The sequence below is a fragment of the Tardiphaga sp. GW821-FHT12E02 genome, assembly GCF_058807155.1.
The window spans coordinates 1,270,606-1,295,867 of sequence record NZ_JBXAQK010000001.1; the positions used below are offsets into that span (position 1 = coordinate 1,270,606).

Annotated in this window: 19 protein-coding genes, 1 tRNA gene and 1 pseudogene; 15 read left to right on the forward strand and 6 right to left on the reverse strand. The window is 57.0% G+C overall.

Going from position 1 to position 25,262, the window contains the following annotated elements; genetic code table 11:
* The first annotated feature begins 1,491 nt into the window (after positions 1-1,491).
* Genes AC1RQ5_RS05995 through AC1RQ5_RS06010 form a run of 4 tightly spaced genes read left to right on the forward strand, consistent with a single transcriptional unit; the run spans position 1,492 to position 4,889 of the window.
* On the forward strand, positions 1,492-2,571 hold the full coding sequence (locus AC1RQ5_RS05995) for a DUF262 domain-containing protein (RefSeq protein ID WP_493197610.1): 1,080 nt from the start codon (positions 1,492-1,494) through the stop codon (positions 2,569-2,571).
* On the forward strand, positions 2,571-3,317 hold the full coding sequence (locus AC1RQ5_RS06000) for an MAE_28990/MAE_18760 family HEPN-like nuclease (RefSeq protein WP_493197612.1): 747 nt from the start codon (positions 2,571-2,573) through the stop codon (positions 3,315-3,317). Before AC1RQ5_RS05995 ends, AC1RQ5_RS06000 begins: the two co-directional genes overlap by 1 nt.
* Positions 3,314-4,381: a DNA cytosine methyltransferase gene (locus AC1RQ5_RS06005; protein ID WP_493197614.1), complete on the forward strand. Its 1,068-nt coding sequence runs from the start codon at positions 3,314-3,316 to the stop codon at positions 4,379-4,381. Before AC1RQ5_RS06000 ends, AC1RQ5_RS06005 begins: the two co-directional genes overlap by 4 nt.
* Before the next feature lies 1 nt (position 4,382).
* A complete protein-coding gene (locus tag AC1RQ5_RS06010) occupies positions 4,383-4,889 on the forward strand; it encodes a very short patch repair endonuclease (protein ID WP_493203328.1) in 507 nt (168 codons plus the stop codon).
* Positions 4,890-4,915: 26 nt separating this feature from the next.
* Here AC1RQ5_RS06010 and AC1RQ5_RS06015 read toward each other — a convergent pair whose 3' ends face one another.
* Both AC1RQ5_RS06015 and AC1RQ5_RS06020 read right to left on the reverse strand, forming a co-directional pair.
* Positions 4,916-9,010 (reverse strand): Eco57I restriction-modification methylase domain-containing protein, encoded by a 4,095-nt coding sequence (locus AC1RQ5_RS06015; protein WP_493197615.1) that lies wholly within the window; start codon positions 9,008-9,010, stop codon positions 4,916-4,918.
* A gap of 793 nt (positions 9,011-9,803) precedes the next feature.
* Complete coding sequence (locus tag AC1RQ5_RS06020) at positions 9,804-10,634, reverse strand: hypothetical protein (protein ID WP_493197617.1); 831 nt, start codon at positions 10,632-10,634, stop codon at positions 9,804-9,806.
* Between the two features lie 331 nt (positions 10,635-10,965).
* On the opposite strand from AC1RQ5_RS06020, the gene AC1RQ5_RS06025 reads away from it, so the two are divergent.
* The 4 genes from AC1RQ5_RS06025 (at position 10,966) to AC1RQ5_RS06040 (ending at position 14,555) form a co-directional block, all read left to right on the forward strand.
* Positions 10,966-11,460 (forward strand): hypothetical protein, encoded by a 495-nt coding sequence (locus AC1RQ5_RS06025; RefSeq protein WP_493197619.1) that lies wholly within the window; start codon positions 10,966-10,968, stop codon positions 11,458-11,460.
* Between the two features lie 127 nt (positions 11,461-11,587).
* Positions 11,588-12,331, forward strand: coding sequence for a P-loop NTPase family protein (locus tag AC1RQ5_RS06030; RefSeq protein WP_493197621.1), 744 nt, complete (start codon positions 11,588-11,590; stop codon positions 12,329-12,331).
* Positions 12,328-12,915, forward strand: a complete 588-nt coding sequence (locus AC1RQ5_RS06035) for a hypothetical protein (RefSeq protein ID WP_493197623.1) — start codon at positions 12,328-12,330, stop codon at positions 12,913-12,915. Before AC1RQ5_RS06030 ends, AC1RQ5_RS06035 begins: the two co-directional genes overlap by 4 nt.
* Before the next feature lie 5 nt (positions 12,916-12,920).
* Positions 12,921-14,555 carry a type IV secretory system conjugative DNA transfer family protein gene (locus AC1RQ5_RS06040; RefSeq protein ID WP_493197625.1) on the forward strand — a complete coding sequence of 545 codons (1,635 nt, stop codon included), beginning with the start codon at positions 12,921-12,923 and terminating at the stop codon, positions 14,553-14,555.
* A gap of 254 nt (positions 14,556-14,809) precedes the next feature.
* Here the strand turns inward: AC1RQ5_RS06040 and AC1RQ5_RS06045 are convergent, their stop codons facing one another.
* Positions 14,810-15,115, reverse strand: a complete 306-nt coding sequence (locus tag AC1RQ5_RS06045; protein ID WP_493197627.1) for a helix-turn-helix transcriptional regulator — start codon at positions 15,113-15,115, stop codon at positions 14,810-14,812.
* 59 nt (positions 15,116-15,174) lie between these two features.
* Here AC1RQ5_RS06045 and AC1RQ5_RS06050 point away from each other — a divergent pair, with 59 nt between their 5' ends.
* Positions 15,175-15,684: a hypothetical protein gene (locus AC1RQ5_RS06050; RefSeq protein WP_493197629.1), complete on the forward strand. Its 510-nt coding sequence runs from the start codon at positions 15,175-15,177 to the stop codon at positions 15,682-15,684.
* A gap of 164 nt (positions 15,685-15,848) precedes the next feature.
* Entirely contained in the window at positions 15,849-16,292 is a 444-nt protein-coding gene (locus AC1RQ5_RS06055; RefSeq protein ID WP_493197631.1) for a hypothetical protein, read from the forward strand.
* 162 nt (positions 16,293-16,454) lie between these two features.
* Here AC1RQ5_RS06055 and AC1RQ5_RS06060 read toward each other — a convergent pair whose 3' ends face one another.
* Positions 16,455-17,156 (reverse strand): hypothetical protein, encoded by a 702-nt coding sequence (locus AC1RQ5_RS06060; RefSeq protein ID WP_493197633.1) that lies wholly within the window; start codon positions 17,154-17,156, stop codon positions 16,455-16,457.
* A gap of 126 nt (positions 17,157-17,282) precedes the next feature.
* Positions 17,283-18,719, reverse strand: coding sequence for a hypothetical protein (locus AC1RQ5_RS06065; RefSeq protein WP_493197635.1), 1,437 nt, complete (start codon positions 18,717-18,719; stop codon positions 17,283-17,285).
* A gap of 206 nt (positions 18,720-18,925) precedes the next feature.
* Between AC1RQ5_RS06065 and mobF the strand changes: the two genes are divergently transcribed.
* From mobF to AC1RQ5_RS06085, 4 genes and pseudogenes are all read left to right on the forward strand, one after another.
* The gene (gene mobF / locus AC1RQ5_RS06070) at positions 18,926-21,592 is read left to right on the forward strand and encodes a MobF family relaxase (protein ID WP_493197637.1); all 2,667 of its coding nucleotides are present in this window, start codon (positions 18,926-18,928) and stop codon (positions 21,590-21,592) included.
* A gap of 411 nt (positions 21,593-22,003) precedes the next feature.
* Positions 22,004-22,279, forward strand: coding sequence for a hypothetical protein (locus AC1RQ5_RS06075; RefSeq protein ID WP_493197639.1), 276 nt, complete (start codon positions 22,004-22,006; stop codon positions 22,277-22,279).
* Between the two features lie 21 nt (positions 22,280-22,300).
* Complete coding sequence (locus AC1RQ5_RS06080; protein WP_493197641.1) at positions 22,301-22,666, forward strand: hypothetical protein; 366 nt, start codon at positions 22,301-22,303, stop codon at positions 22,664-22,666.
* A gap of 100 nt (positions 22,667-22,766) precedes the next feature.
* Positions 22,767-23,921, forward strand: a pseudogene (locus AC1RQ5_RS06085) (recombinase family protein); the annotation flags it as partial.
* A 513-nt stretch (positions 23,922-24,434) separates the two neighbouring features.
* Here AC1RQ5_RS06085 and AC1RQ5_RS06090 read toward each other — a convergent pair.
* Positions 24,435-24,519, reverse strand: a tRNA-Leu gene (locus tag AC1RQ5_RS06090).
* A gap of 165 nt (positions 24,520-24,684) precedes the next feature.
* Here AC1RQ5_RS06090 and AC1RQ5_RS06095 point away from each other — a divergent pair.
* Positions 24,685-25,239, forward strand: coding sequence for a disulfide bond formation protein B (locus AC1RQ5_RS06095; RefSeq protein WP_493197643.1), 555 nt, complete (start codon positions 24,685-24,687; stop codon positions 25,237-25,239).
* Positions 25,240-25,262 lie beyond the last annotated feature (23 nt).

Sequence of the window (25,262 nt, forward strand, 5' to 3'; positions counted from 1 at the left end):
TGAGGTCTATGTTGGCGTCAGGGGGGCGTCCCGGGCGTTGTTGTCTTGGCCACGGATATTCACGACAATTTCTATGAAGGTGCGGCTGGGCGGCGTTCAATTAACGCGGCGCAGCCCATGAAACAATGACCGGCGTTGCCGCGTGTTCACTTTCCGGACAACCTATTTCACCTACCTCAAGATCACTGACTATGGTTGGTCGTAACCGTCGATGGTGCTGGATAATTTGTCGCGCTACATAGCAGCATGGAGCCTGGCCCCACCATGTGTGCGTTCGACGTAACGGCCAAATTGGATCAAACCCTGGCAGCATCGGCCTGCATTGCGCCGCCGTTGTGCCTCGACCGAGGCTGCTGAGCGACAATGACGCATCGTATGTTGAAAGTGGTCCGGCTGACTGGCTGAAGGACCAGGGCAGACGGCATGTTCGGGGAGCACCGTATCACCCGCAAACTCAAGGTAAGATCGAGCAGCAGTACCAAATCCTGAAGAGCCGAATCTTGCTCGAAAACTGCTAATAACCCTGAGGTCTCGAACGAGAGATCGTATCCTTCGTCGAGCATTACAATCACGACCACTATCATGTGAGCATTGAGAACGCCAAACCGGCCGACTTCTACTTCGACAGAGCCGAGGCGATCCTCATAAAACGCCTGTGGATCGCACTACCTGCCATCGCAAACTGGCGCCTGCAGACCGCTTAAGCTCCACCCCGCGATCCGTAGCGATAACAAAATCGCTGTTTTCAGATAGCCTTTGCAGCGAGGGCTTACGAGGATGTGTAGTGTGCCGGGAAATTCTGACGGCAGACGTTGGCCAGCCAACGAGTCGGGGAGATCAATTTTGAATCAGTATATCCCTTACGCCTAATCATATCCGAAACACGCGCAACCGTTGCTTTCCCTTTGCCGGTACTTTTCGTCCACTCGCTGAATCAATTTTAATTAAACCGTAAGCATTACAGATGCACAGGTGTGCCAAATTTTAAGTGGATCTTTTTGTGGTACTTGTTCTGGCCCTGTATGGTACTCTTGTGTATACGCCTTAAGGGCGTGTTCTTGAAAGTTGCCCGTCTTGACGGCACAGGCAATTCGCATGTTGCGAAACAGACGTGCGGTGTTGCTTTATCGTGACGGGCGGGGAGACGACTACGGGAAGGATGCGGCTACTTGCGCTAATGCTAAGTAATATCAGAGCACCTGACATCCTGCCAACAAGCCCTGACTTCGCACATGCGAGATCTGAACGAGTGGCCGATCGGTTAATCACCGCCTAGGGAGCTTTGTGGCGGCGGTACATCCCGTACGCCAAACCGGCGGCATGCGACGCCAGCTATTCGGCTGTCGCCCTTCCGTACCGCATAATCAAGGTTGAGCCTGAACGGACGCTGCCATATCGCTTATCCCAAGTGCCAGTGCAACAGACTGCTTCTGATGTGGTATGGACGATGGGCTGCGCAGAATCAGCGGAAGCTGCACTGCTGGGGACCGCATGAGATCATCGAAGCAAAAGTCGGAACCGGATATTTCCAAGGAGCAGGTCGCCGCGGCTGAGGCCGAAATTTTGGAACAGTCCAAAAGAATCGACTTCTATTTAACCGAGTATTCCATCGAGATACTTGCTCAAAAGATGCGCGACGGGGAGTACGTGGTCCCGAATTACCAGCGTGAATACACGTGGGAGGCAGACCGAAAGTCTCGTTTCATTGAGTCGGTGTTGATGGGACTACCGATCCCGTTTCTATTCTTTTGGGAAATGCCAGATGGGAGGCTTGAAGTCGTGGACGGGTCGCAACGGCTCCGTACACTGGCCGAATTCGTTCTTGAAGGATTGAGGCTTGGGGATCTGGAATCATTGCCAGCTGTTTCTCAATTCAAATTCGAAGATCTTCCCGAGTCACGTCAGCGTAAAATCAAGAACCGATCGATCCGAGGCATCGTTCTCAACGAGCTGGCCGATGAGCAAGCCAGGTTCGACATGTTCGAGCGAATCAACACCGGAAGTAAAGTCGCGAATAAAGCAGAGGTTCGAAGGGGCGCTCTCGCAGGCCCGTTCATGAAGCTCGTCATTGAACTTGCGAGCTTGCAGGAGTTCGCCGCACTCGCTCCAATGTCGGCCAAGTTGAAGGCTGAGCGCGAGAACGAGGAGCTCGTCGTGCGTTTCTTCGCCTACGGCGATGGTCTCGAAGGTTACAAGGACCGGCCATCCGAATTCCTCTTCAAGTATGCCAAGAAGATGAATGCTGCCTTCGCGGCCGACGACGGTCTTGCGGATATCTATAGGCAGCGATTTATCGAGATGCTGAAATTCGTGAAAGCTACTTTTCCGTTTGGCTTTCGACGCATCGAAAAAGGAACTGCTACGCCGCGCGCCCGTTTCGAGGCCATCGCGCTTGGAAGTCACCTTGCCATCAACGCGGCCCCTAATCTCCGAACGAATCCACCGGACACCAGCGGGTGGCTCGGCGAGAAGGAATTTTCCGACATTACTGGTGGCGACGGCGCCAACGCCAAAGGTCGGCTGGAGCGACGAATGACTTTCGTGCGCGACCGATTGCTTGGAGTCGAGTGATGGAAGAGCTTGGCGCCGCTTTCACGGAACGACATAGGGAAATCGAGGCCTATCTCGAACTCTTGGAGAATATAGAAAAAGAAGCTCAGTCTGGGCCCCCTCGTTTAGGGGAGGCTGGCGCCCTGATCACCACTCAACAACAACGAATTCTCTACTCTGGCGTATTTCTGCAGTTGTACAATCTCGTCGAAGCTACGATCGTGAAATGTCTAGATGGCGTTACCGATGCTGCTCTGAAGCAAGGCTCTTGGAAACCTGGGGACCTGACTATCGAACTTCGAAAAGAATGGGTCCGTGTCCTAGCTCGAACGCACGTAGATCTGAACTATGAGCATCGCTTAGAGAGCGCCCTCATTCTTTGCGACCACCTCGTAAGCGCACTGCCGGTCCCAGGCTTCGAAGTCGAAAAAGGCGGTGGGGGCAATTGGGACGATCAGGCAATCGAGCAGATAGCCAAGCGATTAGGATTCGCTCTGCAGGTGCGACCCGAGGTCTACAGCGCAGTTAAGCGCAAGTTTCGTGACGATCTCGGTTGCCTTCAGTTAGTCAAGAAATTCCGAAATCAGTTGGCCCATGGAAGCATCTCATTCGCCGAGTGCGGCGAGAATGTCACTGTCAGCGAATTGCGAGACATGACCAATCGAACGGTAGCCTACCTGAGCGACGTAGTGCAGACTTTTCGGGCCTTCATCGCCGACCATGGCTATGTCATCGAAGCCCGACGGCCGCAGGCAGTCACCGCATGACGAACAAATCGAAGTCTCCCTCGGTGTCATCGATCACGGCCGTTGACCTGTTCTGCGGCGCCGGTGGCCTTACGCACGGCCTCATGAAGGGTGGAATCAAGGTCGTCGCGGGCATTGATGTCGATAAGTCGTGCCGCTACCCCTACGAAAAAAACAATATGGCACGCTTTCTAGAGCGAGACATCAAGTCGTTACCCGGGACCGAAATTATCGAGCTGTTCGCGGGAGCTACGACCACCCTCTTGGCAGGATGTGCTCCTTGCCAACCTTTTTCGACGTATAGCCGCAGCGGCCGGAAGCACGGCGACGACTCTCAGTGGGCCCTCGTTGCCTCTTTCGGTCGCTTGATACGCGAGGTTCGGCCAGACCTTGTCACCATGGAGAATGTGCCATCCTTGGAAGCTCACCCGGTTTTCCAGCAGTTTCTTCGTAATCTGAAGGGCTACCAAGTCTCCTACGCGACCGTCGAATGCTCTAAAATTGGGATACCGCAAACACGAAAGCGGTTTGTCCTCGTTGCATCGAAACTCGACGGTCCCGAGCTGTCCATTCCAGTGAACGATCGACGCAAGACAGTCACCGTCCGGAAGGCCATTTCAAGCCTTCCGGCATTGGCTGCTGGCGAAGCAGATAGCCGCGACCCACTGCATGTTGCCTGCCGGCTCAGCAACTTGAATTTGAAGCGCATTAGAGCATCGAAACCGGGCGGTACTTGGCGCGATTGGCAGCCTTCACTGCGAGCTGCGTGTCACCGCAAATCTTCTGGTGAGACTTATCCGAGCGTGTATGGCCGCATGGAGTGGGACGAACCGGCGCCGACGATGACGACGCAGTGCTTTGGATATGGGAATGGCAGATTTGGACACCCGGAACAGGATCGCGCCATCACGCTGCGCGAGGCAGCGATGTTGCAGACTTTTCCGCGCGAGTACGTTTTTGCCCCCCCTGGACGAAAAGTCTCCTTTAGTCACATGGGCCGATTGATAGGCAACGCGGTCCCCGTCCGTCTTGGAGAACTCATCGCTAGGGCCTTCGTAGAACACGTCGGTGGCGTTGGGCTATAGAGTGGCGAGCCGACAGCCTGTCCGAGAAGCAATCGCTCCGGCCCGTTCGGAGCTCATGTCTCGAGTCCGTGGCAAGAACACGAAGCCTGAAATAGTTGTCAGGCAGACTGCGCACCGGCTCGGTTTCAGATTCCGATTGCATCGCCGAGATCTGCCTGGTTCACCAGATCTCGTCTTCCCAAGCCGAAAGAAGGTGATCTTCGTTCACGGGTGCTTTTGGCACCGGCACTCGGGATGTTCGAAAGCTTCCACTCCTAAGACACGAACCGATTTTTGGATCACAAAATTCGAAGCAAACGTTCGGAGAGATTCGCGCTCGATTGAGGCACTCGAAGCCCTTGGTTGGAAAGTTTGCGTCATTTGGGAATGCGAAACCTCAGACTATCACTTGCTTGAGTTCAAGTTGAAGGCGTTTCTTGGCAAAAGTTCATCTTGCAGAACTTCGAGCAATCAAAAAACTCTCGGACATCGAAATAAAACTCTCGGACATCGAAATAGAGGCTTGTAAACGCAACCTTTGCTCAATCCCGTCGATCATGTCACCACACTCGCATCCGGCTTCCCAGCTGTCAGAGCATTGATCCAGGCGAGGCAAAGGTCACGACTGCGATAGCTGCCCCACTGCTCGGTTTCTTCCTTTTCGACAATCGGAAAGGTTGAGTAAATGTACGCAATGTCTTCACGACTTCGCGTCGGATGGGCAGGATCGAATACGCCGTAGAGTATAAAGTACAGCGCATCAAGTTTGGCGCGCAGTGTCAGGCGGCGTTCTTCGTCCCAGCCAAACGGAGATTTCACTTTGCCAGCAGTATCGACATAGCCGAGATCGCGTGCAAACGGAGCCAAATCGTCAGCCGTGTAACTCAGTTCCAGAACCGACTCGCGGACAATCTCGGCGGCCGATTTGGCGCCGAACGTTCGGTCGTAAGCAGGTAACGGAACCACGGGAAGCTGCTCCAGAAGATACCACGCCAGGTGATTGCCGTGAACCTTCTGCCGCGCCAGATAGTCGAGAACAACGCAGTTGAGATTCGCGAGCATTAACGGAGCGAGCTCAACATATGCGGGGGCGACACTCCCTTTGGCGGGAAATAATACAGGCAATGTGTGGCCTGCACCAAAGCGAGGGATGATGGTGCTGATCGTGGTGCGAGCGTTCGTCACAGAGGTAACGTCCTTGAGTGACAGACACCAGTCGGTTGGCGCATCCCACCCTGTTTCCGATGATCGGACCCAATAGCGCGGAGTGGGTTGCCGTGCTGGGTCGCGGTGATCCTCAACGCTCAGGTCTGCTCCCTGCCCAGATCGAAAAATGTTCGCTTCAGCTAAGACAATATCTGACGCCCGATGGTCGAACGCTTGCACCATCTTGCCTTCGTAGAGTGGCACCCACTCTCCTGTCGCCGATTGAAAACGATTGCCGCCAACAAGCCACGCGCCTTCGTCGCCTTCGAGTTCGCCTCGCGTCCGAAACCGTCCGCTATCGTTAGCCATATCTAGCATCCGGACATAACGAACCGGCCAAACGGCATCAGTGGCCTCACGATTCGCCAAGACGGGTACCCGTGCATAAATTTGCGAAGTGATCTCCTTATCGCGCCGCGAGCGGAATATTGGGGCCGTTCCGCTGTTCGGATTGATCCTACCAATCTCCTCGGCGGTGACTGGAAATACGCGATCATCATTATTAATTTCGGCCAAGTCTCGGATGAAAAATCCAAAGGAAGCGCTCTCGAAGCGCTTGTTTGCACCCCCAGCAACATATGCGCAGAACTTGAAGCGGTAGTAGACGTCAGGGAAGAATAGGCTGCCGTCATAACGACGGTTGAAAAAATCAATGATGCAATGCAACTGCTTATCGTTCGTTACTTTACGAAAAAAGGCGGACGAGCTCTGATCTGATGCGAGACCTGATGGGATTAACAGCCCAACCATTCCGCCTGACTTTACCAGTGCATGGGCGCGCTCGACGAAAAGCGAATTGAGATTGGTGTCGCCTCCGGACAGCAACGGGTAGTGGCCCGATTTTCTTGCCATCCGCGCGGTATCAGACGCACGCGCATCAGCATGAGTGAAATCGTCCCACAGTGGGTCGCAATCTGTTTTGAGCCTTGCAATCAGCTTTTGTCGATCCGACGCTCGCGGAGCTAATGCGATTTCGGGCCGGCGTGCCGCGAACCATTCCACTTGTTGTAGCTTGATCCGATCCCACGGTGGATTACCGACGACGGCGTCAAATCCGCCATCGCGTTCCTTGTCTGACCAGTTGCTCCAAACGCCGGGAAAGCTGATCTGCCAATTCAGGAACCGTTCCTCGGCAATCAAGGCACGAGCGCGGTTCCAGATTGTAGTGAATGCCGTAACTTCCTCAGGTTTTGCGAGGCCTGGCTCAGGAGCCTTACGGCCGCGTGCTATGGGGATTGGATCGCCGAATCGCCCGTCGAGCCACAGGCGGACAAGCGCTTTGTCTTCTTTGGACTTCAGGCCGAGCCAATCCAGGGCGTGAATGAAGTTGACGAATCCGTCGAGTTCACCGGTCATCAACTCGACGTCGGCATACATGGCTGCCGACCGATGCGCCTCGGCGATCTCAACGTCGGTCAGCGCTTCGATAGTTTTCATTGCTTCCGCTGAACGCTGCGCGTTTCTGAGCGCCTCGTTATAAAAAAGCTCGCCTCCAGAGGCGGCTTTGTCGATGGCGTCGCGGACCCACAGGCCAAACAAGCTGTCGCCCGCATGGAGATGATGATCGATGAATGAAAGCGGAGCACCGACTGTAAAGGTGTGCAGCCATAGAGCGACCTTGGCGAGTTCGACTGCCATCGGGTTCTTGTCTACACCGTAGACACAGCGTTTGAGCACCATGCGCCGGACGATATGGCGGTCATCGAGTTGTTGCTCGTCGATTGTCCATTTCGCCGCTCGCGCGTTTTTCAGAATGGTGGTCCGAATATCCTCGATCTTATCCGCGAGAGGTGAGACGTAATGTATGTCAACGCCGAGCGCGGCGGCTTCGGCCATTGCATCAAGCACCTGATCGGCCAACATATCGACCAGAGTTACAAGGAAGTGCCCCGAGCCCATTGCTGGATCGCAGACACGAAGCGAGAGGACAGCATTAGCCGGATCGACGTCGCGTAATGTCCGCCGTCGATAATCCTCAGAATCCGCAGGATCGAGACCGCCTAGTGCTAACCGGAATGCGTCACGGCGTTCCGAGACTAGAGGCAGAAGCGTCTTATCGAGGATGAATCCAACTAATTCATCAGGCGTGTAGTAACTTCCTGTATTTTTCCGCGCGAACAGATTGGGGCGTACGACGAGAGAGCCTGCCGGGTCCCGAACCAATTCAAATTCTAGCAAGCGCTCGTAAATTGAGCCGAGTTGCTGAACCGAGAGGTCTCGGTAGTTGATATAGCGGCGCTCTCCCGAAGATCGTTCATAAGACAAAGCATCAAGAGCTGGTGCCATAACGCTATCGGGAACACGCGCATTTGTAAGCAGTGGCGTACTTGCTGTGGCAAACAAGCCGCCATTGTAGGGCGGAATTCCAACGGAACTATCGCCTTTGTCAATAATCCGAGACAGATCGGAAATATGAGACCAGACGCGCGCTGCCGAAGTGGAGAACGGATCGCCATTCGTGACACGCTGGCCAATCTCAGATCGCAAGGGACGCAAAGCATAGTCGTCGTATCGTGTATCGCTAACTGGGAGAAGGTCACGGTCCTCTGCATAAAGCAAGAATAGCAAGCGATAGAGCAGTACCAACGCAGCGTCTCGGACCTCCCCCAAAGAAGCATCTGGAGTAGAATTGGCGATGGCGGTAGCCAAGCTAGGGAAGACGGATTCAAATACCAATTTCGATAGACTGGCGGCAACACGTTCTTCGTAAAATGCGGCTTCGGCACGCGCTCGATCGTGGAAGGAATGCTGATCGGACCCCTCACGCAGAAATGCCTCGCGCCCAAAGATAACGGCGAAGACCCGAAGCCAATGATCGCGAACTTCGGCATCAGCGGAGAGATCGCCGTCCTCCAATCCCAGCACTCGACCGAGATCTATCTCGAGAAACTCTTCGGATATTGACCGCGCACCAGCCCAATACAACCGCCAACGTGTGCCATTTGTCAGAATGCCCCAGCGCAACGCACCAGCGGAAAGGTCGTCGATCCGACGCAAGTAACGCAACATCTGGGTGGAAGGCGCAGTCGTTTCATCTCGGCCGGATGCACGATCAAGAGGACGTGACCAGCGCTTGCTCTCGACTACCGCTAGGCCGTGAGCGTAACGTCGCCATTGTTCGCCTTGAGTATTGGCGACCGCCTTTGCCGCAGCGTCGGCAAACAGCAAGCCGTCGGGAACATCGTCCCGGCCCGAAACGGTGAGATTCTGTTGACGGAGAGAGTCGGTCCAACCGAGTAGCCTCAAGACAGGCCAGATGAAATCGTCCTCTGTCTGGCTTTCGTTTGTCTTGTGGCTTTTTGGAAATGCAACCGCAATCTCATCGAGCCGAGCGCGCAATCCGGCAACGTCCACGGCACGATATGATGGCGTCGCACTAATCGCTTCGACAAGATAGTCGACGGTAAACAGCGAACCCGAAATAAAAACAGTCGAATCAGTCAATTGCCACCCCCGGCGATGGCAATCCGATCACCGATCGGACCATCCATAAACGCTATCTCCGATGCGACCAGTATAAGATTCCGTCACGAGTTTCAGCCAGAAACCGAGTTACTCACGATTTCCGTTCATGCGCTAGATTGGGGCCGCTGATGCCCTCCGACGAGGTATTTTGGGCTGACTTTTGGATCTTTGAAATAAAATTTCACAAGTGCGCGGTGGTTTGTGCCCCTCATGAAGGTGCTTGGATTATTGGTCACGACGCAGATGCCCGTCCTCCGCAACGCGCTTGAAAAACGCTCTGCCCTGTTGCGCGCATGGAGGGCCATCCGCAAGCTTTCAGCAATGATCATCCGAGACCGCATCTAGGATGCGCCGCAATCTTCCCTCGTGTCCCGCGGGCACGTCTTCGGTAGTTTTCCGACACATGTGGGAGGTGCTACCAACGTCTTCTCGAACGGTCATGGAGACCTGCACGGCATTATCGCGGTAGATGGCCGGCTCAGGAGCCGAGCACTGGACGCCGCGGAGCAGACGGCTGACGAAGGCAGCGCCAATACGTCGAGTCGCGCGCCCGCCTCATCGCGAAGGCCCCCACACCGCGCTGCCGAAGTCGCCGCTACCGATATTGCTTGACGAGGCCAGGGGCATCAGCTCGTTTGACTAGTGCGCCGATCTTGGCCCCGGCCTCGTTAGGGGACCGCATGTCGAGCATACACCGCGTCGCGCAATGATCGTTGACAACCCTCAGCTTATTCAGACCGCCCGACGCCTCGTCACGGGCTAAAGACGACCGCTAAAATTCAGCGTCGTAAAACGCCGGCCGTGCTATGGGCTGCGTCGCGGCGGGCAGATATTCTGACAAGAAGATTTCTTTTCTTTCGTTCAGGTTGTCTGGCCAAGTAAAGTTTGGATGATTTATCTCTTCCAAGACGATTTCAAGCAGTGCGACAAGCTGCTTGCAGTTCTCTTTATTCAGGTCTCGTTCGGCCAATCCACTCCATGGAACCATCCGCATTAGAGCCGCCACCTCGTGGAATCTATCGACGAGGCCAACGTATGGTTCAGAGGCTATGTCAGCGACTTCCTTATTCCAGAGCGGCTGAATTACTTCCGTGCCATCCTCTTTCTGCGCAGATGGGTACGCCGCATCCAGAATTTGAAACATGATAAGATGTCCAGCGCGATTCAATCGTGGATCGCCGTAGAACTCGATGCGCAGCAGCATGTTGACGAGCGTGCTGCCCTGCAGTTCGGTCTGCTCTTCCCGAAATTCTTCCAAACTAGCGCCGAAAAAGGAGCGCTCATAGGCAGACATTGTTTCAGACGCAGCTGCGAGCAACGGGGGCGCTAGACGACAGAAGACGTCGTCACGGAGCAACTTTTTCGTCACGATCTTTTCTATCAGCGCTGCGCACGTTTTATACGTTCCAATTGAAGATGCTTCGCTCAAAAACTCCTTTTTGAGAAGTTCAACGAGAATCTCCTGCGCGCGGCGAGGCAACAGATTATTCCGGTGCAATTCACATTGCTGTTCGATGACGACACCGAGTTCAGAGTAAATCTCCGACCTCAACGGACGTCTGTCACCCTCGATACGTTCAACGAATTTTTGTAACGCGATCATCGTCGTCTATCCCCCACGCTCACAGCCGCCATGTCTAAGAAGCAGTTCTCACCAATTGATCTGTCGGTCAGATAAAATATTAATTATCTCAAAAATGACTGCTTGACCTGCTGCCATCGAACCGCGTCAATCCCGAATAATGAAATCACCTCAAAAGGTGGACCGCGCTATATTATCCTCTAATTGGCTTCAAGTTTTTGTCGCTCTTCGCGTTTCTCTGGCTGCATCTGCAGAGGTTTAATTCGGTCGAGATCGTGTAATGCCGAATTCATCTATATCAATGTCGTGATTTGGGGCTTTGTCTGCTGATTGCGTTTCATTTCGGACCGATGTGTATATTGTTGTCATGAGAATCGATCTCAAACGTTTGCGCGGTGATGCGAAGCGGCTGCAGGCTGCGCGCGTCGCCTCGCCCCAAGGGAGGGGCAAGACTGGCGCAACTCAAATCATCCGGGACAACTTCGACGAACTTGAGCGCCTTCACAATTTGGAAGGGGTCACTTGGGCTGAACTTGCAAGCTGCCTTGCAGCACAGGGGGTGACCCAGGGAGAAGGCCAGCCATTGACGGGCAGGCGGCTGACCGCCTTGATGCATAACATCAGAGTCCGGGCGACAAAGCTGAATGTAAAGAAGTCGTCCCAAGATCAGGCAGATAATTCGCCCGAAAGTTTGCGAAGGGGCAGTCGTTCTGTCCAAAAATCGGTGTCCTTAAGCCCGGAAATGGCTAGGGCGACCGGAATGCGAACGCCTGACCCAGTCATCAGCGAAGATGAAATTCGCCGGGCAGAATTGGCCAAGCACGCTCATCTCCTCCGAAAGCGCTGACTCTACGCCGTGGCGTTTCGGCAATTGGTCTGCAATCTGGCAGGCTCCTCCCCTGTAAAGCTCCTCCTCGCCTGACGGACCGCCCAATGGTTGCGCGTATTCGTTCAGTTGCCCAGGAGGATCTCATATGCCACGCCTTTTGCTCGTTGCCCAAGAAACTGGCGGTGTCGGTAAATCGACCCTGACCCGCGGTGTTGCGGAAGCCGTCCCCGACGCTCCGATCCTCGAACTTGAGTCTTCACCGCGGATCCTCGAATACGACCACGGCAAGACCAAGGGCGTGAAGCGCGTGTCGCATTTCCCGGTTCGGGCTGACCGCGCATCCATCGACCGGACAGGCGGCCAGGCCGCCCGAGCTGAGTTCGATGCGCCGATCAACGCCATGGTCGCGGCTGAGTTGCCGACGATCATCGACGTTGGGGCGAATACCGCTTCGTCTCTGTTGGCGTCGTTCGATGACGAGTTCGTCGCGAGCATCGCGGATACCGGGCTCGAGATGGCGCTCGTCGTCGTGGTCACCGCCAATGCCTCCGCGTTGACCGATGGCGCCAAACTGCTGGCTTCGTCGAAGCGGTGGGCCAAGGCACGCTTCGTGGTCGAGAATAAGCTGCGCGGCGACGTCGATCAGGCAATGCTGAAGCGCGTCGCGGATGGTGCTGGGGTGACGGTGTTGCCGAAGTTCGAATTCGAACCGCGCACGCTGGCCTTCTTGCAGGCTACGGGGCTGTACGCCATCCCGCAACTCAAGACGGCCGATTTCCAGAAGGAGTACGGCTTCAACCAGGCGCGTCGCATGGTCAATGACCTGAAGGGCTTCCGCCTGTCCGTCATGGAAGCGGTCCGGCCTGCAGCAACTTGGCTCGCGTCATGAGCCAGCGTCTTGCAACCTTGCGCACGCGATTTCGGGAAGCGAAGGCTGATGCCGACGCCTCCAGTCGCGCGGTCCGCCGGGCAAGCGCCGCAAAGCTCGCTGAGCTTCTGGCTTTGCCCGACGCGGAAGCGCGTCTGGCCGGTCTTAAGGATCCAGCGTTGCTTCCTTACGATCGCAAGGTTCTGGAGAACGCCATCGCGGACGTGCTGCCGCGACGGCGTATCCAGCTGCCTCGCTCGGCAAGGCAATTCATCCGATCCGGCCTCCGCCATGTCTGTTACCGGTGGCAAGGCTTGGTGATTTGCGCCCTGATCGCAATCCCTCTCACCGTGATCGGCAGCTCTGCTGTTCGGAACACCGGCGTCGCGAAGGTGTACTTCGATCGCCCATTCGACTTCGAATGGACCTTTCCCGACGGTCATTCGCAAGTTTACCGCCTGCCGGTTGGCACCGCCGTTCTCGTAATGGGCCGGAACGCCGCGGGAGATGTCCGCCTTCGATTTTGGTCCGCCAAGGACGGGCATGGCGAGACCGTTATGCCGGCCGCCGTCTACGCTCAATTCGCAATATCCAACGCAGAGTAACTCAGATGTTCTGGAAAGTCTTCGTGCCGTTGACCATCGCGGCCTTCGTTTTTGGTTTCCCCATCGCAGAATTCATGGTGCATGGCTTCAACGCTTCGTTGTGGCCGAATACCATACATTCTCCTTCGGTCTGGTTCAGCGCGATGGTGCAAAGCTATGGCTTGGATTGCCTCCTGGCTTATCGCGACATGGCGATCGGCCAGACCAAAGCTTTGGGGCCGTACGGCCGGATTGCCTTTGCGAGCATATTCGCAGGACCGGCCGTGGCGCTCGTCACCTGCTTTATCCCGAATTACGGACCGCGTCGCGATCCCTACGGCACCTATGGCAATGCCCGGTGGGCAACCCGCCAGGAACGGCGCCAGATGAACATCGGAGTGGAGCTCGGGCTCGACCCGGTGACTACGCGGCCGATCCGGGTTACGACCGAGAGCCACATCGTGACCATAGCGCCGCCGCGCACCGGCAAGACGTCGGGTCTGCTGATTCCTAACCTCGTCGTTCCTGACAATAACGGTTGGAACGGTCCCGCCATCGTCATCGATCCGAAGGGAGAAGCCTACCGTGCCGTCGTCGCGCGTCGCAAAGCGCTCGGACGGACGGTGCGCTGCCTCGATCCCATCGGCATCGTCGGCGGCACGGATAGCTGGAATCCGCTTGCGAACATGAATCCGAAGAATATTCTGCATTTGCAGCGCATCGCCCGAGCTCTGCTGCCCGAATACGTCGCGGGTGAATCGGTTTATTTCCAGAACCGCGCGGTCGCTGTGATCGTCGGTGCGTTTCTCGTGGCGCATTCCAGAAACCGCGCCAATCCGGCGACGGCTGGCTGGCTGCTGGCGAATCTTACGGTCTTCGAGAAGTATCTCAAACCCTTGAAAGGAGACGCAGCGGCGGCCGCGAGGTCCGTGCTTGAAATGGATCCGAAAGGCCGGGACTCGATCGTATCAACGGCCGCCCAGGCGTTCAGTTGGTGTACCGATCCTCGGCTGCAACGCCTCACCCATACCAGCACGTTCTCGATGTCGGACATCACGGCCGGGGACATGGACCTGTTCATCACGTTGCCCGCCGAGGATATGAAGACTCTTACTCCGCTCATGCGATGGCTGCTCTGTGAGCTTTTCACCGCTGTCCGGCGTCACCGTGCACGCGAGCCGATCATGTGTTTCATCGACGAAGCTGCGACGCTCGGCCGATTCGAGGAACTGCTGATCGCTGCTGGCGAACTGCCCGGCCAGAATCTGCGGCTGTGGACGTTCTGGCAAAGCCGGAGTCAGATCATCGAGGTCAACGGAACGGAAGGTGCCAAAACTCTTCTCAATACCGCAGAGTTCACCACATATTCCGATCTGCCATTGATCGATCCGGACGAGCGTGAACTTCTTTCGCGGTCGATCGGAAATTACACGCTGATGGAGGCAACCGAAACCACGGAGAATAACGCCGGCACGACAACCCGCGCCTTCCAGCCAAAGGGGGTACGCCTCTTGACAGACGATGGGGTTGGTCAGCTTCCGTCGACAGATCTTATCGTGTTCCCGAACAGCAAGCGATACGTCAAGCGCCCCATGATCATCCGCAAAACCAGACATGATGACACGCGGCTGATGGGATATGTCGTGTCTCAGCGACGGTAACGTCTGGCACGCGTCCGTACGTTGGCCAATCGCTGGGACCATATAAGTCGCGTACAGCATCGAAGAGGTGTCTAGACGCGGTTCTATATAATCAATTCCGCCCAACCTTACAGCTTCGAGCGGACAAAGCGTTTGCGCGAAGAGGGGTTTAGCCACGGTTCACATGGATCGAATTTATTCAGCGGGATGGCCGGGGTGGCAGGTCCGCGCGAGCTTCGGGCCTGATCGCCGCCGGATTTTATCCGTAGCTTGCCCTAACGGTCATCTTTTTGAGGGGCATCATCGAATAAATCCTTCATGCGACACCCGAGCGCCTTCGCCATAGCGTCCAGGAGGAGAAGGCTCGGATTGGCCCGTGCATTCTCGATGAGGGAAACAGCACTCTGCTCGACGTCGAGATGCGCTGCCAAATCATCCTGCGTCAAACCGCGGCGTTTCCGCGTACGTTTTACGTTCAAAGCAAGAAGTTTCGCGGCTGGAGCGTCGCGCTGGGGGAATCGGTCTTTGAAAGTCGTTCGCGGCATCGCCGGAAAATCCAGGCAACGTCCAATTTGAACCATCGGATTAATCCGATATTTATGCAGGTCTCCTATTGTCTCCTGAGCCACAGGGGGAAAACATGGGTCTCTACCGGTTCTCCGGCACGATCACGCGGCTTGGACAGTGCGAATTCACGAACGACTACGAAATCTACGCCTATGTAGAGATTGCCACCTCAAGCGGTGGCCGCCAGATGATCAAGAAAGTCGCAGTTTTCGCGGACATCGCGGCGTGTCTCTTTCAAGGTCTGGAAGGGGATTTCTACTTTGACGATGTCTTCGTTCCGGGGCGCCGGGCGCACTGTCAGTTGTGGGGGATAAGAAGCGCCGAACGGGCGGTTATCGATGGCGTAAACCTGCGTGTCAGCATGATGCGCCTCAATCTTCTTTGCGGGGTTCTGTTCACGCCCGTTTTCGGCGCCGGGACGTTGCGCCTGGCCGCAGGGATCGGGCAAATGATGTCCATCCTGAATGGCTCGGCGGACCGCCCCAAGTTCTTCGAAAGCACGTTGGAGCAGTTCGGATCTCCGGGACAGAATCTTGCCGGTGATCTTTGCAAACGCCGCCTTGTTGCGGATGCCTCGCAATGAGAAAACTGCCACTTGCTGTATCGGCGTTGCTTCTGTCTGCTATTGGTGTGCAGGCCGGAGCTGGCCAGCGATACACCACAACACAAGGACCAGCTTGCAGAGACGTCTCGCGGAAGCACATGACATTGCGCGTATGCCCAGGAGCGGGTGGGTATGAGGTGACATTGGCCGACGAAGGCAACGTGGCCGCCGTCACCTTCACGCGGGCTGGACATGATCGCACCAATGGACCGACAGCCGCCTGGCGTGCAGCGGGGGACGTCTTCGGAAAGCTGATTGAATGGCGTATCGGTCGTGACGGTCGGCCTTATGCGGCGATCCTTCGCACGTGGGAGAGCGGCGATCGAGATGAGCCGATTGCGTTTCTGAGAGTGTTTGCGTTGAACGCCACTCTGGCCTGTGAATATGGAAAGGTAATGGGCAGCCGATCCAACGCTAACGCGGAAGCGGCATGGTTGTCCGATCAAGCAGCGCGGCATGATTGCTCTAAACCGCCACCCGAGACGTTCGCAGTAACGAGAGACGTGCTTATGCCGAAGCACGGACACCAAGAGAAGCTGCGCTATGAGAACGCCGAGTTGACGCCTATGTTCGTCAAGACGTTCTGAAAAAAGCCGCGGAACGTTACGAAATCGTTGCGGGCTCACCGATCGTGACATCCTGGTCCTGTAGTGGTCACATACGCGGAGCAAGAGCGTAGCATTCCGTGTTTCGAAAGTTTGTTCGTCAGGGTGCGCTCTGGCACCCTGACGAACATTACGCCGATTGGCTCACGGCACGGGCGGCAGCGGTGGCATTATGCCCTTCAGGCTCATCCGCCAGAGCTTCATCGGTTTTGGCAGACCTGGCGTGTACACGACCATGACAGCGGTGCGTGTCGCAACCACCTGTTCACAGATCGGAAACAGGCTTTCCGCTATACCCAGTCGGTTGGCTACGTTCTCGACCATGGTGATCCAGGTTCCGCGGGTCGTGAGACACACGCTGGCCGACTTTGAGACGTCGCATCCCTCAAGGATACGACACGCGTCGTCGATAGTGAGGATATGCCAGCCGGTCTCTTCGATAGCCTTGATGACCACCAATGCGTGCGAGCTCGGTGGCTTCCTGTTCCCCGCGAGCAAGATCGCTCCATGCGCCGCAAAGGTGACGGGAGCGAATGGACATGGTTCGAAGGTTGCCAAATCCCTCGCACTTACACGTACTAACGGCATGCCTCCGTCAGTGGAGAGGGCCCGGTATTCCGCAAGATTGATCCCCGGGAACCCTGCGTAGCCCAAGTTGATCAGATAGCAGTGCGGATAGCGGTCGAGCATCTGGCGCGCCACGGAGGTTGACGAACGGTGATGCCGTGCCTGCCGCACGTTGCGGATGGCGCGTGCCCACGGGGCAGCCTGAATGGAATTCGCACCCCCGGCGAGGCGCGTTTGCGCGGTGCCAAGGAGAGCTGTCAGATGTTGAAGAATAGTCATGGCCGATTTCCTTTGCCTCACGACCGCTTAATTGTGGTCGTGAGCGCAAAGTGCGGAATTTACCGGATCCATGTTGCAGGCCAATTAGACGTCAGCCAGCGCTTGTCGTTTGGAATGTAGTGACCTTCACCACAAGAGAGGGCGGAAGCGCCGAAGCAACAGTTTCTCTCCATCGACCATTTGCGGGTAATTCGTAAAATCAACAGTCAGATTGATCCCGTCTTCTCCTTGTCCAATCCCGAATCTCGGGTCTATCGCGGCATCGGCGCTGTCAGGCTTTTTCGTTCGCGAGGTAATGACCGTGTTGTAATAGAGCGGCGGGACCCGCACCGATGCGTGTGATGCGATCGCCTGCTGCGCAAGGTCACGAAGCCGATCCTCGCCGACAAGCAGGTCAGTCAAGTAGTAGATCTGGCTATAGATTTTCTCGAGGTGCGGAATGTCCTCTCTGATGACGGCATGCCCCGGATTGGTCGATAAGCAGGCTGCCAATGTGACGGCTATCTCGGGAGACATTTCGTCGCAGGCTCCACGAGCAAAATAGCCGAACCAGGCAGCTAGATCGAAAAGGTCGGATAACGGCTCGAACTCGCTGTAAAGTGTGACAGGGTTGATCCCGCCATACAGCGCCAAAACGAAGCACCCCCACAGGTTCAGATCGTAGTCCGCACCGTAGTCTAAACGTGCCTTGGTACCCGGGCCCATCGGCAGGCCGTCCGCCACGCGATAACGAGCGGTCTCCCGTGTGATGCGGTGCACAGCGAGCGCTCGCAGGTGTCCCCGGCGCAAGACGCTGATGACGGGAAGTTCGCGGTCGGCAACCTCATGATAGCTGAAGCGCCCATAAAGCTGCTCGTAGCAAAGAAGCTCGGCCGCCGCCTGCGCGCGGATTTCCTTTGGGGTCAAGCCAAACCATACTTTCGCATCCGCGCGCCCAGCCGTACGTATATGTTCAGTCGTCACTTCCTGTTCGCGTTCCTCTCGGATCTCAGGTGCGCCGTATTGATTGCTGGCTTCCGTGAAAGCTGCTTCCACAGTGGCGAGCTCAACATTCTCCAGTTGGTCGCGTTCCGCTGCATTGGCTTGCGTCCATGTGTCGGCATCACGATTGGCTCGGAACCTGGCCATCTGTAGCACGCGACTTGTCCGGACGCATTGTGCGTATAAGGCGGTCCTCAATGTGCCGACAACCAGACCCTGACTTGGAGGACCTTTCTGACCCTTGTCTCCGTGCGCCGGGACAACGGCGATCCAGTCACCACGCTCGAAGCCCGCTCGCTGGGTCTCGTCAAGCATCACGCCATACGTAATAAGCTGAAATTCTGTGACCGCATGGAAGTCTTTGCGATGCCACGCCGCGAGAGTGTCCTCATCCGTCTGCAGCGGAGCACCGAATTTCGCGTTATAGTAAACGATAGGGATCTGCTTGAGGCTGAAGCGGTCGCGAATCACGTGAATGCGAGCGATTGCGCCGTCCTTGTGCATCGATGCGAGACGCTCTTCCCCGAGATAAATCCTTGCTGCGTTACGGTTTCCAAAAACGTCCGGCCGTCCAAATGACATTTCTTACCCTTTTTGCTCAAGCAGGAGATCTGCTTAGCGGGTGAGCCGTTTCGAAGCCGAGAACTGCGCTCGCTTGTATTGAGTTAAATCCGTTCTTCTTAGCGTCGGGACAATTCGCCCGGCGAGCCCAATCCCTCTCTCTCTATTTGGCCTGCAACGCGCAGCGATCTCGGCCCCTACCAACGCCCCCTTCGATGGAGGCGGATATGGTTGCGACAATCGCGGCTGGCACGACGGCAAGGTATTACAGCAAGCAGTCGGAATATTACTTGGGTGGCGGCGAGCCCGCAGGCCGCTGGATTTCGTCGACCAATGATTTCGGCGTGAAGCATGGTGCCGAGATCGATAATTCTTTGTTCGAACGCTTGCACGCCTCGCTGGATATGGATGGGCAGCCATTGTTGTCGAATACAGGCGACAAGGAAAAGCGTGTCGGTGGCATCGACCTGACGTTATCGGCACCAAAATCGGTCTCGGTCGCTTTTGCGCTTGCTGATCAGGAGACACGGCGCGCTATCGAGAATGCTCAATACGAAGCCTGTGTCGCCACGATCGCGTTTCTGGAAAGAAATTCGAGTTTCTGCCGCCGCGGGAAGAATGGCCATCGTCTCGAAAAGGCAAATCTGACGGTGGCCTCATTCCAGCATGGCGAGGGGCGCCCGGTCGAACATGGCGACGGCAAAGTCTATTCAGATCCGAATTTGCATACCCATGCAATTTTATTAAACTTTTCGCTCCGTGAAGATGGCAGCGTTGGCGCACTCGATGCGCGGCATCTCTTTGCCCATAAAATGGCAGCCGGAGCTATCTATCATCTATCATTGTCGACAAATTTACAAAAAATTGGATTTGAAATCGGTAGTGTGGGGAAGAACGGCACGTTCGAAATCGTTGTGCCGCAAGATCGTAATGGCGGTGAGGATTCACTGTCGGCCAATTTCGTTGCTCTACAGCGCCACTTCTCGGCACGGCGCCAAGAGATCGAACAGGCGATCGAAGCAGAAGGACTATCCACCGCGGACGCGCCGGCGCTGGCCGCAGCCATCGCTCTTGGGACGCGCTCATCGAAAAGCGAAGAGCGCCCGCGAGATCGTTTCGAATTATGGGCTGAAGAGTCCGCTCCGTTTCTGGACGCAGAGCGGCTCATTGCCGACCTGCGTACCACCAGGGGGCGGGATCTGCAGGAGCAAGAGAGTCAGATTGCTGAATGTGTCGCTCAGATCCCCTCGCTTCTGACAGAGCATGAAAGCGTTTTTGAGCGGCGTCATCTCTATGCCGCCGTCGCGACCTCGCTGGTCGGTACTGGTGCGGATGCGGCGCGGGTTGAACAAGAGGTTGAACGCCTTGTCGAAGTTCGGCAGATCGTCGAGTTGGGACGAGATGCCCTGCAACAGCCGGTCTATTCCACTCCCGAGCAAATTCTCGTCGAACGCAAGTTGGTCGCTGTGACCGAGCGACTCATGCATGAACATCGGGCTGCGCCTGATCGTAAGCGCGTACTTCAACTGTGTCGCGCGCACGGATTGTCGGCGGAGCAAACGCATGCAGCACAGATTGCAACAAGCTCGGCGGCCATTGCGGTTATCGAGGGCGCCGCTGGAGCTGGGAAATCGACGACACTTGCTGCAATCGTAGAGGCTTATTCGGAGCTTGATGCTGCCGGACCTTCGCTAACGACAGCTCGGCGGGTGATCGGTACGAGCCAGTCCTGGAAGGTTGCGAGGGAGTTGCAGAAACTGGGTATCGAAGCGATGGCAACGGACGCTTGGCTCGCGCGAACGAAAGAGCCGTTTCTCGACGCGAATACCGTTCTCGTGGTGGATGAAGCGGGTCTGCTCTCGTCACGACAGATGCTGGCAATTACCGAGAGGGCGGCGGAGGCACGCGCCAAGGTCGTAATTGTCGGCGATCGCGAGCAGCTCCAGGCCGTCGGTGCTGGCCCGGGCCTATCGATCGTTGCGGGTGTGACAGGGACGACCCGTGTCGATACCATCGTGCGACAGCGCAAGGCCTGGATGCGGACGGCGGTGACGGATTTTGCCAAAGGTCGTGCCAAGCAGGGATTGGCGGCGTTTGAGGAACGCGGGCTGCTCAACCTGGTGGCGGGCGAGCGGGCGACCGTCACGCGTGTTATCGATGCCTGGGAAAAGTCTCGCCGAGAGGCGCCGGATGGTTCTGTCTTGCTTATCGCCAAGACGAATGCACAAGTCCGCGCCCTAAATGACGAAGTCCGTATTCGCTTGAAGCGTGACGGGGTAATCTCCACCGAAGACATCAAGGTGGCGGCAGTGACGCCATCGGGCCACGGCCAGACGCTGGGATTCGCAGTGGGCGATCAGATCCGCTTCCTGGTTCGACACGACCGCCTGTCGGTCATCAATGGCACCACGGCCGCGATCACGCATATCGACGGTATGGACACGCAAGATCCGATCCTTCATGTGGCGATCGCGGGGCGGCAGGCGAGCTTCCAAGTCTCGGAACTTGCCGATGAGCACGGCAGAGCGCGTATCGGGCACGCTTATAGCACGACCATTTATGGGTCGCAGGGCCTGACGACGGATCGCGCCTTCGTCTGGGCGGGTTCAGCAATGACCCGTAACGAAGCATATGTCGCCTTCTCCCGCCAGCGCGATCACCTCGAGATATTTGCCGATCTCCGCGAAATCGACGCACAGGCCCGTCTTGACTTGCCATTGTCGGAACGGCTGCAGGCAAAGATTACGCCTGAACATCGCCTGGAATGGTTTGCGGCTCGCTTATCACGCCTCCAGGTCAAGACTTGCACACTCGATCCCACCCTCGATCTCGCAGTGCGTGCGGGCGAACGGCCGCTTGAGCGCAATATGGCATCGGCGTATGAGCGCGGCTAAGGGGCTTTTTGGGCTGAGAGCGCTCGCGCCCCTCGGCGGCGGCGATCGTCGCCGCTTGCCTCAAGCGGAAAGAGCAAGCAACTTTACGACAAGCTCTTTGTACGCTGTGGCCATTAATGCTCAATGCTCGCTTGAACGCGGCAAGCCTCTTTATTTGGTCTGCAACCTGATTCTGCCAGGAGCAATACAGATGACCTCCTTCGATGGAGGTTTCCGTGGCTGCGACAATCGCATCCCATACAACAGCGAGTGGACATATCGGGCAGTGCGGAGATCATCCGGACAGCCATGAAATCGCGCGCATTGGGATCTCTTCGAAGAGCAGCTTTGTCCATCACGGGGCGCAGCATGCGGTCGGCGAGAGCGATATTTGTGCTCTGGTCCGCCGAGCGCCGACCACGGAGGTCGGCCATGGCTAAGCCGCGCATCAAAAAGGTGCGGTTGCGTCCCCGGGCCGCGACTGGTGCCAAATCGGCGGCGCCACCGCCGGACGCAACACAGGCCAAGGAGTTGAGGACGCGTGCAGCCTCCAGCGCCTTACGGCCTTCCGACCCTGAGTTTTGGATCGTGATCAATGAGGTCATGGATCCGCCGCCCATCGTGCCGGCCGAGCTCGACGCCATCGAGCGTTATTTCTCGGCCGTGCTCGATGACGTCTTCGGTTCGCCTCGCAAGATGTCACTTTGACCAACGAAAGAGGAACATGCGATGCCCACACATGATAATGCTCCCGCTCGTGTAAGCGATCACTTCATCAAACTGATTGCCGAAATTGCCGTCGAGGCAGCGCTTGCGCTTATGCAGCAAGCAATGGAGGCGACTGCCAACGGGACTGATTTCACTCTGGATCCGGAAAGGCGCTTCAAGGTTGTCGGCCGCTTGCCGTTCATTCGCGAACTCCAGCAGCTCTCCGAAGAGCAGCGTCACGATCTTTTCGTGTATGGCTTCCGAAGCAATCCGCATGACGCGCAGGCCGATTTCGAGCGGCTATTGATCGAAGAGAACGGTCGCTTGCGCAAAGCCTTCCGTGACCGCTGGAAGGTGGTCGCACAGGAAAGTCCACACCGAAGGTGAGAGCATCTTAACCGTGCGAGGGCGGCTGAGCAAAGTACTACTTCCCCCGATTCCCTCGTATGGTTAGACTCATTTCTGTAACGTGTAAGAAAGCTCCGACATGGCCCGCAAAAATCTGCAGATCGAAACATCGTCACATGAGGCCAGTCAGCCGCGTCGCAATGTGCTCATCTACATCCGTGTCTCGACCGAGAAGCAGTCGAACAATCTCCTGAGCCTTGATTCTCAGGAGACGAGTTTGCTCACGCGTTGCAAGCGCGATGGCGATCATATCGCCGGCATCTTCCGCGAGGAAGGCGAGACGGCCACGAATATGCGGCGCCCCGCATTCGAGCAGATGATCGCGCGTGCAACCGACGGGACGCGCACGATCGATGCCATCCTCGTCTATTCGTTCTCGAGAGCCTTCCGGAATCAGGTAGAGCAGGAGCTCACGGTTCAAACGCTACGCAAGCACAAGGTCGAGTTGATTTCGCATGCCGAGCCGCTTGCGAAGGATGACACCGGCGACATGTTCAGGAAGTTCATCGGCATCGTCAACGAATACCAGTCCAAAGAGACGGGCCGTTCCACGATGCGGACGATGAAGGCCAATGCGCAGCTCGGCTATTCAAACGGAGGTATCATCCCTTACGGCTACAAGTCGGTCGCTGCGGAAATTATCGGCAGCAAGCAGAAGAAGAAGCTCGCTGTCGAGCCTGTCGAAGCGGAGGTGGTGATCCGCGCCTTCGATCTGGCCAAAAATGGCGATGGCACGAGCGGTCCGCTGGGAACCAAGAAGATTGCGGAATGGCTGAATGGGCGCGGCTATCGCTCGCGCAACGGAGCGTTGTTCGGAACAGGAACCATCCATGAAATGCTGACCCGCCGCGCTTACACCGGCGTGCGCAACTTCAATGAATTCGACCGGAGAAATGACGGCGAGCGCAAGGCTCCCTCCGAAATCATCGAATACGAAATTCCCGTCATCGTCGATCAGGCGACCTTCGAGGCGGTCCAGGCTTTGCTGGTGTCCCGTCGCCCGAAATCCCGTGGCCCCCGTCTGGCGTCCGCGCCATCCCTGCTGGGCGGGCTCGTCCGCTGCGACTGCGCTCAGTCCTGTGCGCTAACGACCGCGACCGGTACCTCTCGGACCGGTGTCATCTACAGCTATTACAAGTGCACCCACGCCATCAAAAAGGGACAGCACAAACAAGGCAGCGGAGCATCCTGCAGTAATCGCAAGATTGCCCGCCCGGTGATCGAGAAGCTCGTGGTAGAGGCCCTTCTGGATCAGCTTCTACAGCCAGAACGGGTCGCATCCATCCTGACAACCTTAAAGGCCCGCCGTGACGATCGCCAGGCAACTGCTGATCGCCGCCTGGTCGAGCTCGCCCGTCAGGTGACCGACGCTGAGGAGCGCCTCTCCCGCCTCTATGCTTCGATCGAGGCGGGGACGATCGATGGCACCGACCCGACCCTGAGGGACCGCGTATCCACACTCAAAACGACCCGGGACCGGGCTCGCGAAGCACTCGACTATACCAGGAAATCCAGCGCCGTGCCGATCGAGATCGATCCTGTGGCTATCGATCGTTTCACTCGCCTGATGCGTGAGCAGCTCGTGTCCGGCGATGTGGCGGCCAGGAAAGCGTATCTGAGCGCGATCGTGGACGCCATCATTGTCACGGATCGCACCATCCGCATTATCGGTTCGAACGACAATATCATGGCCACGCTAGGCCCTGACGGCCAACCGCGGACTCTGGTTCGTAAGTCTGTTCAGGAATGGTGCCCCTGGCCGGGATCGAACCAGCACTCCTTTCGGAACTCGATTTTGAGTCGAGCGCGTCTACCAATTCCACCACAGGGGCCATCGGACGCCGGATGCCAGCGCCGCGAAGTGGGCGGAATATAACCGGGACGATCCGCGGGTCAACCGATGAATGGGCGGGAGAAGGCGCTCCGCACAGCCGGTGTGATGCCGCCAGTGTGATCCCTGATGTCTCGACAGTCCTGCGGGCCCGCGATAGGACGCGATGACCACCCAGGAGAGCCATGTGACCGCCGTTTCCTCCTCACCCGCTTCGTTGTCTGGCTCGAACCCCGCATTGACCTCAGCGGTTGCAGTGGCTGTCATCGCCGTTGCCACGATCGCAGGCGCCTGGTTCTTCCAGTTGGTGCTCGATATCCGCCCGTGCCCGCTCTGCCTCGAACAGCGTTATGCCTATTATCTGTCGATCCCGCTGGCCGTGCTGGTGGCGATCGCCGCCGCGCGCGGTGCGCCGCGGGGCGTGCTGGTCGCGGGTCTTGTGGTCCTGGCGCTGGCGGCGCTCGCCAATGCTGTGCTTGGCGGCTACCACGCCGGCGTGGAATGGAAGTTCTGGCAGGGGCCGACGGATTGCTCCGGGCCGATCGTCGATTTCGGCAAGGCCGGTGGCCTGCTGCAACAGCTCGACACCGTGAAGGTGATTCGCTGCGACGATGTGCAGTGGCGTTTTCTCGGCCTGTCGCTGGCCGGCTACAATGTGCTGATCTCGCTATTGATGGGCGCCATCGCCCTGTGGGGCGCAGGCAAGGCCGTGCGGCGCTGATCCGCCGGCGGCCCTGCCCGTCG